Below are 15543 nucleotides of genomic sequence, written 5' to 3' on the forward strand. Positions count from 1 at the left end.
CCATCACCGTCCCACCTGGCAGTCTCGCGCGTGGACGTGCGGGCCGGGCCTACTCGAGGGATTCGAAGGTAGGGCCCAGGTCGGGGTTCACCGTGAGGAGGTAGTTGTAGCCGCCCTGGTAGAGCTCCATGGGCACGGCGGCGGGGTAGCGTGTCTTCATGGGGCCCTGCCACATGTCGTGGTGCTGCACCCTCCCGTCCTCCAGGAGGACGGCCCAGGCCAGCGCTCCGCCGCGTGAGGTCCCCGGGTTGTAGCGGGCCACGGCGGCGCGCGCGGCCGAGGGCAGCCTGCCGAGCGGCTTCAGCCGGGCCGGGGCTTCCAGGCGCCCATCCGGCCGGTAGCGCAGCTCGGCGAGCATGGCCTGCTGAGGGTCCTTCAGCGTCGCCGCCACGAGCACGGCGTGCAGCCGGCCCGCCGAGTCAATCCAGAGTCCGGGCTCCGACTGGGGCAGCGCGCGCAGGCCACGGACCAGGGTGCTGGCCACGCGGGTGAGGCGGCCGCTGCGGGTGGTGCGCACGTGGTGGAAGTCCAGTCCGCCCTGGACCTCCTCCACGAGCAGCACGCTGATGCCATTGCCGATGGAGTCGGGCTGGAGGGTGGCCCGCGCGGCCACGGGGGGGCCCGGCAGGTGGACGCGGCCCACCTCCCGGCCCGGGGTGACTTCCGTCGCCTCTTCGGTCGAGTGGAATCGGATGAGCCGCAGATTCCTTCCGCCGGCGCCCACCACGAGGACGAAGAGCTCGCCCGTCGCGGTCCGCAGGGGCGGGCGCACGACGCGCTCGGGAGGCTCGCCCAGGTCGAAGCGGAACGGCTCGAGGGTCGTCGCCGGGTGCGCCCAGGCCCGCAGAGAAGCGCCCTTGCGCCAGACGAACCACTCCGCCGTCTCGCCATCCGGTGCGGCGTTCGACCAGGGGAAGAGCACCTCCGTGGAGCCGGGCTCGACCGGGCCCATGACCGTCGCCGCCTGCATGCTCATGCCGCCCACCTCGACGGCGTCCCTGTCGTCGTAGTGGCACCCCATGAGCACGGGTTGGCCTCCCACGTCCTGGAGCCATGCCGCCATGATGCCCTGCTCGTAGGCCTCGCCCACGTAGATGCCCAGCGAAGCGGGACCTGCCGAGGAGGGCATGATGTCGAACTCGACCGGAGGGGCCGTCGCGATGAGGGGCTCCTGGCGGAGCTGGGCGCTCAAGCGATAGCGCCCGGGGCGCGTGGCAGGAAACCACTCGTGCAGATAGGCGACGAACTCGATTGCCTTTCCCGGGTCCAGCCGGATTCGCGGTGCCTCGTCCATCGTGAGGATGTAGGCCGGGTCGAGCAGGGCGAACGAGCGCCAGCTGACGCTCCGGCCTTCGGGATACTCCGGCCCCGTCAGCGTGTAGGTCAGCGACTGGTCCGCATCCCGGAAGGGGTCTCTCATCTCCACGGGGGTGTTGCCCTCGTTCCGCAAGGTGATGCGCACCACGCGTTCTTCCGCCGCGGTGAAGTGCGCCTTGGGCAGCTTGAACTGGAGTCGCACGGAGGGACCTCCGGGGGAAGGCGAGGGACGCGTCGAGGCAGGGCTCGTGGGGGCGCTGCCCGCGAGCGTGAAGACCATGAGCAGCGCCGGACAGGACATGGCGAGTGCGCTCATGGGTAGCGGTTCCGGCTCCCATCGCTATTCAACGACCGCGAGTTCCAGCCCCGGAGCCGAAGGAGACAGAGCCCACACAGTCGCCGCTCCACCGAGAAGTCGTAGCCCATCAGGCAGTCGCTCCCGTCCCGGTCATGGCCGGCGGGGGTGGCTCCTCCCGGGATTCGATGCAGGGGGAAGGGGGCATGGGGGAGGAAGAGCTGATGGCCAATCTCATGAGCAATGGTCTGTTCGAGGGTGTTGGAGTTGCCGGAGTAGCTGGTGGCCGAGCCGCACTGGACGACGACGCAGCGGGTCCGCGAGCGTGAGGGGAAGTCCTTGGAGAAGCCGTTGACGGGGATGCCGCCCGACTCTCGCTCCAGGTTGTAGAGGCCGGAGAACTGGAGGAGCAGGATGCCTGGCTCGCCGCCCGGGCCATCGTCGAAGGCGGTGGCGAGGATGTCCTTTGCCCAGTCCTTGCACTGCCGGTTGTAGGCCCAGTCCTCGGTCAACGGCTGACTGACGCGCGGGGCCGCGAGCAGCCGGGGAAGCGCGGCGTCGTCACAGCGCTTCTCTCGCTTCACCGCGGCCAGGAACTCCGCGTGCGTGCGGAACGTGAGCGCGTGACTTCCCGTGGCGTACTGGTCCACCGCAGGGTCGATGGCGGCCCGGGCCTGCCACGGGAGCTTCTTCGACTTCAGGGCCTTCGAGATGCGCGCGTTGTAGTCCGCGGCCTCCAGCTCACTGACGCCGCCGCTGCGGTCCACGAGCCGAAGGAAGGCCCGCGCGAACTGCTCCTGCACGGTGGTCAGCGAGAAGCCGGAGACGCTGGGATGCTTGCGGACGATGCGTGAGATGTGCACCTCGCGCCACGTCTCGAGGACGCCGGTGGAGGCGCGGACCGCCGCGGGCAGGGGCGCATCGTCCTCCACGTCCAGCACCACGCCGCCGTCGCGCCGCCGGTCATACGCGAGCTGCACCGTCACGCGCCACGCATCCCCGGCGATGCGCGAGGGCTGGAAGAGCACGCCCGTCCTTCCCGCGAAGGCCCCGGACGTCCACGCCTCGCTGTAGGCGGCCCAGCCGCGCTTCTTGCACGGGACGACGCGGAACGGGAACGCGCCCTCGCGCGGTGTCGCTTGAGGCGCATAGCCCTGCTGTCTGGGAAACACGGCCGAGGACGGCGTGCCCCGCTTGCCGCCCACGTCCTTGTGGGCGTTGTCGCCCTTGGGCCGGGACGCCGTGCACTGGCGTTGCAGGGCATGCTCCAGGAAGGCCCGGGCGCGCGGGGCGTGGCGGGTGACGTCCTCGGCCTCGTCCTCCCAGTCCCAGAGGAAGCGCACCCGGCCCAGGGCCTTCGGCGCATCCACCCGCCGGCCCCGGGAGTCCTTCACCCACGCGCGGGCCAACAACGGAAGCTCGGGCCCGTTGCCCCAGGTGGCCCGGTATTGACGGAAGTCGACGTCGCCCTTCATCTCGAGCGGGTCCGTCTTGAACAGGTTGCTGACCAGCCGGAGCTCCGCCCTCTGGCCCGGGGCGGGAAGCCGTCCCAGCGAGGTGGTCAGCTCCCGGTGCTGCGGGCGCGCCAGCACGCGTGGGTCGCCGAGCTCCAGATCGAGGCCGTCCACCAGCACGTGGAAGTACGTCCACGCCACGGGGCACTCCGCCCAGCCGCTGCCCTGCAGCGTCAGCTTCAGCTTGTACGGCGAGTGCTCCACGGTGACGACGCCATCCGGGAACGCCTCGCACACGGGCACGCGGCCGTCCCACGGGAGCCGGTGGTCACCGGCGGTGAGCTCCTCGGTGGACAGCTCCCGCGTCCACAGCGGGGCCTTCTGGTAGCGGGTGAAGAGCTCCAGCTTCCCCGCGCGCGCCAGGCCGGCGGTGTTCGTCAGCCGGTAGGCAACCCCCGCCGGCTCCACCTCGGGGGCGAAGTGGAAGCCGTCCTCCCCGCCGCCGGGCGCCTGGAAGGGGGCGGGAAGATGGCACCGGGAAGAGGAGCCTTCCGGGGTCGAGACGCGGAGGTCCGTCACGCCGAAGGTGGCGGGCCGCAGCCGGTTCCGATTGCGCCCTCCCGGTGGAGTGAGGGCGACGCTGGCCGTGAGCGAGATGCGAGGCATGGGGGCGGGGTGGGGCGCGTCAGGCGTCGTGGAGGCGGACGAGCTCGCGATGGACGTCCGCGAGCTGTCCCGTCTCGGGCAGGCCCTGGTGCCGCTGGAAGGCCCGGACTGCCGCCCGGGTCCGGGGCCCGGGCGCGCCGCGCTCACCTTCGACGGGGTAGCCCAGGTTGTGCAGCCGCTCCTGCAAGGCGCGAAGCGCATCTGCCTCGAAGGTCGCCGGGGACTGGAGCTGGAGCGTCCAGTGGAGCGTCACCGGCTCGGGGGTTGACGCCACGGTGGCGGGCAGCGCGTCCGGGAAGTCCCCGTCGGAGATGGGCGGCGGGTAGGGCGGTGGCGCGCCTGCAGGAACCGAGGCCTCTACCGGGGCTGGCGTCGCGGCATGCGCGGGGGAGGGCACCACCAGGAGCAGCTCCCCACTGGAGAGCCCTGGGACCTCGTGCACGAGCGAGCCGTCCGCGGCGGTCGTCCCGCGCAGCTCCGTCCGGCCGACAGTCAGTACGTAGTCACGGCCCGCGTAGGGCGCCTCTCGAGGGTCCAGCAGGACGACGTGCAGGCGTCGCTGCTTCAAGGTGAAGCTATTCGTACTTCCTGTCCGGATGGGTGCCACCCTCGGGCTGACCATGCCGCGTTCCCCCGTGCCTGGACTCGCGCTGGTGCTGTCACCGTGATGAAGGCGGCGCCAAGGTACGCGAACCCACGGAACGCAGCGCAACCGAAAAGGACGAATCGCGCGTTCTGTTGGTTGGGTTAACTCAGCTGAACCTGCCGGGTCGGGGAGGCGACGGAGGAATGGCCGGACAGGTGGACCGAGTGATCGCTGCGTGACGCCCCAGGCGCCTCTCCCTCGCTCTGTCCAATGCAAGACAGATGGAGCGCGCCAGCCCCCCTGTCCCCGGTGAAGCAGGTGCTGGGAGGCAGTCGGTAATCAATTGCAGATGCAATGCATTCAATTCTTCCGCGTGGCGAAACGAGGTGTTCCACCCAGCGAAACCCGGGGCGGCTTCACTCGGGAATCCGTTCCGCAGGCCGAAACAGATACACAGGCCAATGAGCCTGTTTCGCAGTGCGGAACCAAACCAGGAAAACGAGCTAGCCGGCAAAAATAGGTATGGACAGACGTCGTGTCGGAGTTCTTAATGTGTATCAACGAGCCTGGCGCCGTGAGGCCGGTTTGTGTCTGTCGATGTCCCGAGTCAATCCCTACCCACAACACGAGGTGAAGTCATGAAGACGGCAGGTCCGAGCTTTCTCCTTGGCGTGTTCCTGGCGCTGGTGTGGATGCCCTCCGCGGAGGCGCAGACCCTGAGCAGCTTCACCGCGACGTACTCGGGCGGCAGCGGCACCATCTGTGGGACGACGTACAGCATCCGGGGCCGCGAGCCGGCGGCCTCGGGCCGCTACCCGGTGTTCGTGTACACCGTGGGCACCACCGAGCAATACGACCACTCCTCGGCGCTGGCGGCGGTGGAGGAGATGGCGGCCCGCGGCTATGTCGCGGCCACGGTGGAATATGACAACGGCAGCTTCGGCTCGTGCTCCACGCTCAACAGCCGCTCCCGCTGCATCTACGACGCCGGCCGCTCCTCCAGCGCCATCAGCCGGCTGTGCTCGCGCGCCAAGGCGGACTGCTCCAAGGGCGTGGTGGTGTCGGGCTTCAGCCAGGGCTCCATCATGGCCATCCTGGCGAAGAACCACGACTCGCGCGTCCGCGCCGCCTACGGCCTGGGCGCGGGCGTCCAGTACTCCATCTACAACCTCAGCTCCTGCGTCGCGGACGGCAACCGCGCGCTGCCCAGCGACCGCCTCCGCATCGTCAACGGCGAGCAGGACGCCTTCGTCGGTCCCACCGCGTCCGGCGTGCGCAGCCAGAGCACGGAGATGACGGGCCTGTCGTGCCCGCTGGCCATGTCCTGCTTCCGGAGCAACAACAGCGGCTGGTACATCATCGACGACTCGCAAGTCGCGGATGGCACCGCCGACCACTGCTACATGCGCAACAGCGGCTGCATCGGCCTCACGCTGGACTCCACGTGGCGCAGCGGGACCGCGCCGTGGTCGCTGCGCACCAACCTGAACTGGCTGACGCAGTTCACCACGCCGTAGTTCAGTCCTCGTACGGCGCCGGCTCTGGCTCCGGGGGGAGCGGCTGTTCCCCTCGGAGCTGGCGGAAGGCGACGAAGCCCACCGCGCCCAGCCCCATGACGAAGGCGATGGGGCCCACGCCGAGGCGCATGTTCAGCGCCGCCCAGACGAGGCTCAGGCCCACGGCGCCCGCGGGCACGAAGCGCGCCCAGGACGGCCGCGCCACGTCCGGCCGCAGCGCCAGCAGCGCGAGCACCGCCAGCAGCGCCAGCTCCACCAGCACGGACGCCGGCAAGTCCCAGCCGGACAGCATCGCGACGTCGCCCCCGCGCGTGTAGAGCACGTCGTCCGAGGGGCGCCGGGAGTTGATGACCCGCAGCTCCGGAGGCCCCTGCGGCACGGGCGCGTTGTCCGGCATCGCGTCCAGGCCCGTGGTCAGCACGGCCCAGGGTCCGAAGAGCGTCAGCAGGCACAGCGTCACGCCGGCCAGGGCCACCACGTCCGGCATGCGCAGCAGCTGGCGCGGCTCGAACCACGCCAGGGCGCCGTCCGGCCCCGCCAGCACCTTGCGCCACTGGTCGTACGCGACGAGCCCCGCGCCGGCCACCCACAGCAGCGGGGAGAGGCCCAGGCCCAGCATCCTCACGGCGATGGCCGCGAGGACGACGGTGGACACCGCGGCCACCTCGGGACGCAGCAGCACGGGGGGCACCGCCTGCGTGAAGCCGGGGGCCTCGCCCGCCTCGTGCAGCTCGCGCGTCACCAGCAGCGCGCCGGCCACCAGCGCCAGCAGCGTGCCGGGCACCCCGGCGCCGGCGAAGAAGGGGAGGGCGGACAGCACCACCGCCAGGGCGAGGAGCCCCACGCCCAGCACGCTCGGCGAGTGCGCCGGGACGTGGGCCAGCCACTTCGGACCTTCATAGGCGGGCCGTGCCGCCTGGCCGGGGTCCGTCTTGTCCTCGGCGTCCAGCTCGGGCGCGTCGCCCACGACACGGGGCCGCGAGTGCTCCTCCACCTCGTCGAGGATCTCCGCGGCGTACGCCGGCTCCTCGGATGTGCGGCTCGGGCGGGAGGAGCGCAGCGCGGGGCGGGCGCCGGTGCCCTGCTGGGGGCTCGCCGGCATCTTCGCGCCGCAGTTCTCGCAGTACTTCAGCCGTGCATCCGCGGCTCGTTCGCCACACTCCGGGCACCGCATGGCTTCTCTACCTCACTGACGGAAGGCTCGCTGACTCGAGGGGGACTACCGCGCGGCCTCCGCGTTGGCGGCGGGGGCCTCTCCCGTCAGCTCGCGGATGCGGGTGGTCAGCGTCTGCGGGTCGATGGGGCCCACGTGCTTGCCCCGGATGACGCCCTGGGGGTCGATGAAGTACGTCTCCGGCACGCCCGCCACGCCGTAGTCCACCGCCATGCGCGAGCGCGGGTCCACCAGCTGCGGGAAGCTGGCCCCGTTGCGCTGGAGGAACTGGCGCGCGTTGTCCTCGGTGTCCTCGAAGACGACGCCCAGGAACACCGCCTGCGAGCCGAACTGCCGCGAGCCCCACTCCAGCACCGGGTGCTCCATCATGCAGGGCCCGCACCAGGACGCCCAGAAGTTGATGACCACCGGGCGGCCCTTCAGGTCCTCCAGGCTCACCTTCTCGCCGCTGTCCAGCGCGCGCAGCGTGAAGGCCGGCGCCGGCTTGCCCGTCATCATGAAGGGCACCTCGTGCGGGTTGCGGCCGAAGCCCTTGTAGAGCACGAAGAGCAGGGCCATGCAGACGAGCGCGAAGCCCACGGGGATGTGCCAGCGCTTCATCAGGCCGCCCCCCGCTCAGCGTCACCACTGGCCAGCGGCGGCGCGGCGCCCACCTCGACGGTGGCGCCCGCCATGGCCATGGCGGCCTTGCGGCGCGGCCAGATGGCGATGAGCGTGCCCAGCACCAGCAGGGGGATGCTCCACCAGATCCACCCCACCAGCGGGAAGACCCAGACGTTGAAGCTCGCCGTGCCGGCCTGCTCGGAGAAGGCCATCAGGGAGATGTACAGGTCCTCGCCCGCCGTCTCGCGGACCGCCGGGGTGCCGATGGGGTCCGAGCTGCGCTCGTAGTAGTTCAGGCGCGGCTTCATCTCCATCACCTCGCCGCCCGGCGGCGTCACCTCCAGGCGCGCGGCGACGAAGGTGCGGTGCGGCTCCTCGCCGCTGGTCAGCCCCAGGTACTTCATCTGGTAGCCGTCCAGCTCCATCGTCTGGCCCTTCTTCAGGGTGCCGGAGGTGTGCTCCACGTAGGCGGACGAGGCCGCCACCGCGACGATGATGAGGACGATGCCCAGGTGCACCACGTAGCCGCCGAAGCGGCGCTGCGCCTTGGACGCGCTCGTCATCAGGGCGGTGAACAGGCCCTCGCGGCGCTCGGACATGCGCACGCGCACCGGCGTCGCCAGCTCGCGCAGGGTGACGACGGTGACGAAGCCCGCCAGGCCGAACGTCAGCAGCGGATAGACACCCCGCAGCCCCGCCGCGTAGCAGGCCGCCGTGACGATGAGCCCCACCACCGCGGGGATGATGAACTGCCGCCGCAGCGTGGCCTTGTCCGGCGTGCCCCAGGGCAGCACCGGGCCCACGCCCATGAGGAAGAGCACCGCGATGCCGCCCGGCACCGCCATCTTGTTGAAGTACGGCTCGCCCACGCTCACCCGGATGCCGCGCACCGCCTCGGACACCAGCGGGTACAGCGTGCCCAGCAGCACCGTGAAGGTGATGGCCACGAACACCAGGTTGTTCACCAGGATGCTCGTCTCACGCGACAGCGGCGAGGCCAGCTTCCCCTCCGGCACCAGCAGGTGGCCGCGCGAGGCCAGCAGGCCGATGCACACCACCAGCAGCACGCCCAGGAACACCAGGAACGTGGGGCCGATGTCCGACTGCGTGAAGGAGTGGACCGAGTTGAAGATGCCCGAGCGCGTCATGAACGTGCCGAGAATCGTCAGCACGAAGGACGCGAGCGCGAGGCTCAGCGTCCACAGCTTCAGCATCCGCTTGCGCTCCTGCACCATGGTGGAGTGCATGAACGCCGTCGCCGTCAGCCACGGCAGGAAGGACGCGTTCTCCACCGGGTCCCACGCCCAGTAGCCGCCCCAGCCCAGCACGGCATAGGCCCACCATGCGCCGAGGATGATGCCGATGGACAGGAAGAGCCACGCCACCAGCGTCCAGCGACGCAGGGGCGCCATCCACGCCTCGCCAATCTCGCCGCGCAGCAGGCCCGCCACCGCGACGCCGAAGGGCACCGTCATGCCCACGTAGCCCAGGTAGAGCATGGGCGGGTGGATGACCATCAGGATGTGGTTCTGCAGCAGCGGGTTGGGGCCGGGGCCGTCCGCCGGCACCGGGGACACCGCGCCCCACGGGTTGGCCGGGCCGGCGATGAGGAAGGCGAAGAAGACGCCCACCGCCAGCATGGTGCCCAGCGCCAGCTGCATGTACCGCGCGTGCTCGCGCCGGTGGATGAAGGCGAAGGCGGCGATGTAGCCGGCCATGATGAAGCCCCAGAAGAGGATGGACCCCTCCAGGGCGCTCCACAGCGACACCACGGTGTACAAGAGCGGGGTGTCCCGGCTGCCCACCTGCGCCACGTACTTCACGCTGAAGTCGTGCGTGACGAGCGCGTTCACCATGACCAGGTTCGCGCCGACCATGCAGGCCGCGAAGCCCCACACCGCGCGCATCACCCACGGGAAGCCCGCCTCGCTGCGGCGCAGCCCGCTCACCAGCCCGACGATGGCGCCGAAGGCCGCGAACGCGAGCCCTCCGAGCACCAGGCCATATCCAACAGTCCCGTTCACTTCGCCCCCGTGCCCGCCGAGGCGGTGGTGGCGTCGGAGAGCGTCTCCTGCCACTTGCGCGGCTCCTCGCCTTCCTTCGGAGCGCGGTACTCGTTGGAGTGGTTCACCATCAGCCGGTTGGAGCTGAAGACGCCGGACTTGTCGTAGGTGCCCTCCACGACGACGCCAATCTTGTCGCGGAACATCTGCGGGGGCGTCTCGGTGGAGCGCACCAGCACGCTCTTGGCGCCCTCCTTGTTGTCGTCCGCCACGCGGAAGTGCAGCGTGGTGTGCTCCGCGTTCCACTGGATGCTGCCCGGCTCCACCACGCCGCCCAGGCGGATGGTGGCGTCATAGGCGCGGCTCCCCTGGGACAGCATCTCCGAGGGGCTCCAGTAATAGACGAGGTTCTCACCGATGTTGCCAAAGGCCACGAACCCCAGGCCGGTACCTGCCACGAGCAGGGCCCCGAGGGCGATGATGCGGTTTCGGGCGACGGGCGTCATGGCGGTTACTCCTTGGCGTCGGGCGAGGCCCCGGGACGGCGAACCCAGAGGGACAGGGCGTAGAGAGCGAGCGAGGCAATCGTAACGGCGTAGCAGGCCCAGACATAGCCCCAGCCACCCACGAGGCGGCCGCTGCCCACCTGGCCCGGGGCCGCCGCCAGCATCAGAAGCGTCGAGAGGGTCGTCATGTTCAGGCCACCTTCGAGGAGTTGTGGGCGGGGGGAAGGCCCGCGTCACCGAGGGCTTCCGGCAGGGCGACCTCGGCCCGGCGCTCGGCCAGGGCCTGCTGGTAGCGGACCATCATGAAGTAGATGGCCAGCGCCAGCATGCCGAAGGCGGAGATGCGCAGCGTCAGCACCATCTCCGGGTCCACCGTCTTGGGCGTGGACTGCACCTGGTGGAGGCTGCGCCACCAGCGCACCGAGAACCACACGATGGGCAGGTTGATGGCGCCGATGATGGCCACCACCGAGCTCCACGTCGCGCGCTTGTCCGGGTCCTCCACGAAGCGCCGCAGCACGAGGTAGCCGGTGTAGGTCACCAGCAGAATCGCCTCCGTCGTCAGGCGCGGGTCCCAGGACCAGTACACGCCCCAGGTCGGCCGGCCCCAGATGGCGCCGGTAATCATCCCCGCGGTGCCCAGCACCAGGCCCACCTCGGCGGACGCCTCCGCCGCCGAGTCCCACTTCCAGCTCGCCTTGAAGAGGTAGGCGACGGCCGCCACGAAGTTGACCGTCATGGCCACCATGGCCATCCACTGGAGGGGGACGTGCACATACATGATGCGCTGTACGTCACCCATCTCCCGGTCCGGCGGTGCCCAGGCCAGGCCCAGGTACCAGCCCACCGCCAGCAGGACCAGCCCCGAGGCCAGCATCCCCCACTTGATGAACTTGCCCATCTTCAGTCCTCGATGATCCGCGGGAACAGCAGGAAGCCTACGCCCCAGTAAATCAGATTGAACCCCGACAAAAGCCCGAGCCATGAGTTCAGCTGATTCATGGGGTCTCCCTGCAGGACGAGGGTGGTCGCCTTGGTGGCGGAGAGGAGGGCTGGAATGACGAGCGGGAACAATAGCAGAGGCAGCAGCACGTCCCGCGCCCGGGCGTTGCTGGAGATGGCCGCGTAGACGGTGCCCGGTGCGCTGAGGGCCAGACAGCCGAGCACCAGGATGATTCCCAAATCCACCGGGCTGGTGGCGATTCGCACGCCGTACAGGCCCACCATGACGGGGAAGAGGATGACGCCCAGGGCCGTCAGCAGCAGCGCATTGCCCAGGGCCTTGGACAGGAAGATGGCGCGCGCGTCCGCGGGGGCGAGCCGCACGCCATCCAGGCACGCGTTCTCCGACTCCACGCGGAACGACTCGCCCAGGGCGAGCACGCTGGCGAAGAGGATGGCCAGCCAGTAGTAGCCGCCGGCGTTCTTCTCCAGCAGCTTGGTGTCCGGCCCCAGCGCGAAGGAGAACATCAGCAGCGTGGCCAGCGCGAAGAAGATGATGGCGTTGAGGCGCGCGCGCGTGCGCCACTCGATGAGCAGGTCCTTGCGCAGCAGGGCCAGCGTGGCGGACAGCACGCCGATGGCGCGGGGCCGCGTGCGCTCGGGGGTGGCGGGGGTGGCGGGAGTGGCGGGGGTGGTGGGGGCGGCGAGGCTCATGCGGGCACCGCCCGGCCGTCCTGCAGGTGCAGGCGCTCTTCGCACAAGCTCAGGCCCTGCTCGATGAGGTGGGTGGCGAGGACGACGGTGACACCGCTGGCCTTGAGCTCTCCGATGATGCCCTCCATGTCACGCATGCCGGCCGGGTCCAGCTCGCCGAAGGGCTCGTCCAGCAGGGCGATGGCGGGCGCCTTCAGGAGCAGCCGGGCAATGGCCAGCCGCTTGCGCATGCCGGCGCTGAAGCTGCGCACCGGGCTGTCCGAGCGGCGGGTGAGGCCGACCTTGGTGAGCAGCGCGCCCGCGGCGTCCTGCGGCGAGTCGATGCCCAAGAGCCTCGCCAGCACCGTGAGGTTCTGGTGCGCGGTGAGGTCTTCATAGAGGAAGCTGGCGTGGGACAGCAGGGCCACGTCGCGGCGCACGTTGTCGCGGTCCGTCACCGCGTCGCGCCCCAGCACCTCCACCTTTCCCGCGGTGGGGCTGAGGGCGGTGGCCACGAGGCGCAGCAGCGTCGTCTTGCCGGAGCCGTTGTGTCCGGTGAGCAACAGGGAACGTCCGGGGGGCAGCGCGTAGGTGAGGCGCGCCAGGGCCCAGCGGCGCCCATAACGCTTGCTGACGTCATGCAGCGCGAGCGCGGCGGCGGAGGAGGCGGGAGGCATCGGGGCCTCCGTTCGTAGCCGGAAATGGAAATGTCCTCCAGTGAAACCCGGAGGGCCGGCAGGTCAGGGACGAGGCGGGCCACCGGATCAGGAAAGGTTTTCCCACGCATGTGGTCGCAGGTGCCCGTGGGCTCCGTAGGCTTTCCACCGCAGGGAGCGTCCGCCGCACGCTTGCCCTCCGAGCCTCCCGTGACACCCCTCTGCGAATGCCGTTCCGATGCCTACCTTGGCGCTGGCATTCCCCCTGCACTGGCGCGGCGTGGGTTCTCCTCCTGAGGGAGGAGGCGGGCGAGAGGTCATCTCCTCGCGCGGAGGGCGTGATGGCGACGGGCAAGGTCGTACGAAGGGCAGTCAAGGCGGCGGCCGCTGGGATGATGCACTACAGCGGGCTGCGTCGGGCGATGGCGGCATATCGGCGGGCCCAGTCGGGTGGGCGGCGCATCCTCATTGTGAGCTACCACCGCGTGGTGAGCGACTTCACGGGGGAGCTGCAGCGCTCCATCCCGGGGCTGCTCATCTCGCAGGAGACGTTCCGGCGGCACCTGGAGGAGGCGAACGCGGCGGGCTACGAGCTGGCCTCCATCGGCGACGCGGTGGACGTGATGAACGGCCGCCGGGTGGCGAAGAAGGACCTGTGCGTGGTGACGTTCGACGACGGCTACCGCGACGTGTACCGGTACGCGTACCCCGTCCTGAAGCAGATGGGGGTGCCGGCCATCACCTACCTGCCCACGGCCTTCATCGGTACCAACAAGCGCTTCAACCACGACCGGCTGTTCCACCTGCTGCGCCGCGTCCAGGAGCGCCACTTCCGGCCCCTGTACGACGCGCTGCCCGCGCCGTCGCTGGAGCTGTTGGGCCCCATCCTCTCCGGGCAGAAGACGGTGTCGGCCGCGCTGGACGACTTCATCGGCGAGCACCCCACGCGCGTGCTGACGGACATCATCGACGCGCTGGAGCAGCAGCTGGGCGGCGGGCCGGACCTGGTGCCGGAGCAGGGCGACGTCATGAACTGGGACGAGGTGCGCCGCATGGCGCGCGACGGCTTCGAGTTCGGCGCCCACACCCTGGGCCACACCGTGCTGACGCTGGAGCCGCAGGAGGTGGTGGAGCGGGAGATTCTCGAGTCCAAGCGGACGATTGAGGCCGAGGTGGGCATCACCGTGCGCGACTTCGCGTACTGCAACGGCTGGTACTCGGACGAGGTCATCCGCGTGCTGTCGTCCAACGGCTTCCGCTCGGGCGTCACCACGGAGGACTTCCCCAACCGCATCGGGGGCGACCCGTTCACCCTCAAGCGCAAGGTGCTGTGGGAGAACTTCAGCCTGGGCATGACGGGGGACTACTCGTCGTCCCTCACCGCGTGCCAGTTCGACGACTGCTTCGGAGTGCTCGGCATGAGTCATCCGGTGCCGGGCAAGCGCCCGCACCACTTCAGCTCCGCGAGCCTCGGCACCATGGTGGCGGCCAACATCGTGAGTCCGGAGGCGGCGGCGTCGCCGGCCAAGGAGGTTCCGTGAGCGGCAGTCCCACGCCAGCGAAGCCCGAGGGTTCGTTCCTCGGGCGCGCTGGCCCCCTGGTGTTGGCCCGGCTGTTCACCGCCGGGCTGACGCTGTCCATTCCGCTCGTGCTCGCCCGGGTGCTGCACCTGGACGAGTACGGCACGTACTACCAGCTGTTCCTCATCGCCACGACGCTCTACTACGTGCTGCCGTTCGGCGTGGTGCAGAGCCTCTACTACTTCCTGCCCCGCGCGGAGGCGAAGCGGCCCTTCCTGGGGCAGACGCTGCTCTTCATGTCCGCCGCGGGCCTGGTGGGCGCGGCGGGGGTGTGGGGGCTTTTGGGGTACGTGGCGGGGTGGTTCTCCAACCCGGCGCTGATGGAGTACCGGCTGCCGCTGGCGGCCTACACCGCGTTCCTGCTGGGCAGCTTCCCGCTGGAGGTGTCGCTCACCGCGCAGGGGCGCACGCGCGCGTCCGCGGGCGTGTATCTGGTTTCGGACGCCGTGCGCGCGGCGGTGATGGTGGTGCCGCCGCTGCTGGGCGCGTCCCTGTACGGGATGATGGTGGCGGTGGCGGCCTTCGCGGCGCTGCGCTACGCGGCCACCTGGGCGGTGTCGCTGCGCGGGCTCACCGGGCCATTGGCGAGCCGGGCCCTCTTCAAGGAGCAGCTGGCGTACGCGGCGCCCTTCGGCGCGGCCATGCTGCTGGCCATTCCTCAACAGAACGCGCACCTGTACGCGGTGGCCGGCGCGGTGGCGCCCGCGCTGTACGCGCTCTACCGGGTGGGCTGCTTCCAGCTTCCCGTGGTGGACCTGCTCTACACGCCCACCAGCGAGGTGCTGATGGTGCGGCTGGGCGAGCTGGAGCGGGAGGGGCGCCTGGAGGAGGGCGTGAACGCCTTCAAGGAGGCGGCGGGGAAGCTGGCCTTCGTCTTCCTGCCCTTCGCCGCGTTCCTCTTCGCGGCGGCGCCGGAGTTCATCTCGGCGATGTTCGGCGAGAAGTTCCTGGCCGCCGTGCCCGTCTTCCGCATCAGCGTGCTGGGCGTGGTGCTGTCCATCCTCCCCATGGATGGGACGCTGCGGGCCCGGGGGCAGACGCGCGCCATCTTCGCCTCGTACGCGGTGAAGGCGGCGGTGACGGTGCCGCTGGTGTGGCTGGGCGTGAAGCACCTGGGGCTGATGGGCGGTATCGGCTCGTGGGCGGTGGCGGAGCTGGTGGGCAAGGCGATGCTGCTCACGCGCGTTCCCGCGGCACTGTCCACGCCCCGACTGTCGCTGGGCATCATGGACGTCATTCCATGGAGGGAGCTGGGCAAGGCGTCGCTGGCGGCGGTGGCGGCGGCGGCGGGCGTCTTCCTGCTGAGGGCGGGCGCGCACGGGGCCTGGGGCCACCTGCCGGAGGGCTTCCTCTGGCGCGTGCTGCCGCTGGCGGTGGCCGGCGTGCTGTTCGCCACGGGCTACCTGGTGGCGCTGTATGCCACGGGGGTGCGGCCGCTCAGCGTGCTCGCGGGGCTGAAGCCTCGCCGGGGTTAGGGAGCGTCGGGAAGTCGATGCGGGGAGGGCACTTCCGTCCTCAAGGGTGGGTACCTAGTTTCCTGCCCGTCGGGAA

Annotated in this window: 14 protein-coding genes; 3 read left to right on the forward strand and 11 right to left on the reverse strand. The window is 70.3% G+C overall.

Annotation, left to right across the window (positions count from 1 at the left end):
• Positions 1-49: 49 nt before the first annotated feature.
• From LXT23_RS39110 to LXT23_RS39120, 3 genes are read right to left on the reverse strand one after another with little or no spacing between them, the layout of a single operon-like run.
• Positions 50-1633: a hypothetical protein gene (locus tag LXT23_RS39110; protein WP_253985545.1), complete on the reverse strand. Its 1584-nt coding sequence runs from the start codon at positions 1631-1633 to the stop codon at positions 50-52.
• Positions 1630-3732 (reverse strand): hypothetical protein, encoded by a 2103-nt coding sequence (locus tag LXT23_RS39115; RefSeq protein ID WP_253985546.1) that lies wholly within the window; start codon positions 3730-3732, stop codon positions 1630-1632. The genes LXT23_RS39110 and LXT23_RS39115 overlap by 4 nt, the downstream gene beginning before the upstream one ends.
• 19 nt (positions 3733-3751) lie before the next feature.
• On the reverse strand, positions 3752-4300 hold the full coding sequence (locus LXT23_RS39120; protein ID WP_253985547.1) for a peptidoglycan-binding domain-containing protein: 549 nt from the start codon (positions 4298-4300) through the stop codon (positions 3752-3754).
• Between the two features lie 656 nt (positions 4301-4956).
• Between LXT23_RS39120 and LXT23_RS39125 the strand changes: the two genes are divergently transcribed.
• Positions 4957-5835 (forward strand): alpha/beta hydrolase family protein, encoded by an 879-nt coding sequence (locus LXT23_RS39125; RefSeq protein WP_253985548.1) that lies wholly within the window; start codon positions 4957-4959, stop codon positions 5833-5835.
• 1 nt (position 5836) lies between these two features.
• Here the strand turns inward: LXT23_RS39125 and LXT23_RS39130 are convergent, their stop codons facing one another.
• From LXT23_RS39130 to ccmA, 8 genes are read right to left on the reverse strand one after another with little or no spacing between them, the layout of a single operon-like run.
• Positions 5837-7009, reverse strand: coding sequence for a zinc ribbon domain-containing protein (locus tag LXT23_RS39130; protein ID WP_253985549.1), 1173 nt, complete (start codon positions 7007-7009; stop codon positions 5837-5839).
• Between the two features lie 45 nt (positions 7010-7054).
• On the reverse strand, positions 7055-7609 hold the full coding sequence (locus tag LXT23_RS39135; protein ID WP_253985550.1) for a TlpA family protein disulfide reductase: 555 nt from the start codon (positions 7607-7609) through the stop codon (positions 7055-7057).
• Positions 7609-9636 carry a heme lyase CcmF/NrfE family subunit gene (locus LXT23_RS39140; RefSeq protein WP_253985551.1) on the reverse strand — a complete coding sequence of 676 codons (2028 nt, stop codon included), beginning with the start codon at positions 9634-9636 and terminating at the stop codon, positions 7609-7611. The genes LXT23_RS39135 and LXT23_RS39140 overlap by 1 nt, the downstream gene beginning before the upstream one ends.
• Positions 9633-10121 (reverse strand): cytochrome c maturation protein CcmE, encoded by a 489-nt coding sequence (locus tag LXT23_RS39145; RefSeq protein ID WP_253985552.1) that lies wholly within the window; start codon positions 10119-10121, stop codon positions 9633-9635. The genes LXT23_RS39140 and LXT23_RS39145 overlap by 4 nt, the downstream gene beginning before the upstream one ends.
• Before the next feature lie 5 nt (positions 10122-10126).
• Positions 10127-10309, reverse strand: coding sequence for a hypothetical protein (locus LXT23_RS39150; RefSeq protein WP_253985553.1), 183 nt, complete (start codon positions 10307-10309; stop codon positions 10127-10129).
• A 2-nt stretch (positions 10310-10311) separates the two neighbouring features.
• Positions 10312-11022: a cytochrome c biogenesis protein CcsA gene (gene ccsA / locus LXT23_RS39155; protein WP_253985554.1), complete on the reverse strand. Its 711-nt coding sequence runs from the start codon at positions 11020-11022 to the stop codon at positions 10312-10314.
• A 2-nt stretch (positions 11023-11024) separates the two neighbouring features.
• Positions 11025-11777, reverse strand: coding sequence for a heme exporter protein CcmB (locus LXT23_RS39160; RefSeq protein ID WP_253985555.1), 753 nt, complete (start codon positions 11775-11777; stop codon positions 11025-11027).
• Positions 11774-12433, reverse strand: a complete 660-nt coding sequence (gene ccmA, locus LXT23_RS39165; protein WP_253985556.1) for a heme ABC exporter ATP-binding protein CcmA — start codon at positions 12431-12433, stop codon at positions 11774-11776. The genes LXT23_RS39160 and ccmA overlap by 4 nt, the downstream gene beginning before the upstream one ends.
• 401 nt (positions 12434-12834) lie before the next feature.
• Between ccmA and exoL the strand changes: the two genes are divergently transcribed.
• Positions 12835-13953: a spore coat polysaccharide deacetylase ExoL gene (exoL, locus tag LXT23_RS39170; protein WP_253985622.1), complete on the forward strand. Its 1119-nt coding sequence runs from the start codon at positions 12835-12837 to the stop codon at positions 13951-13953.
• Positions 13950-15467, forward strand: coding sequence for a spore coat polysaccharide flippase ExoM (gene exoM, locus LXT23_RS39175; RefSeq protein WP_253985557.1), 1518 nt, complete (start codon positions 13950-13952; stop codon positions 15465-15467). The genes exoL and exoM overlap by 4 nt, the downstream gene beginning before the upstream one ends.
• Positions 15468-15543: the final 76 nt, after the last annotated feature.

Origin of the sequence: Pyxidicoccus xibeiensis (assembly GCF_024198175.1) — a bacterium.
Taxonomy (GTDB): domain Bacteria; phylum Myxococcota; class Myxococcia; order Myxococcales; family Myxococcaceae; genus Myxococcus; species Myxococcus xibeiensis.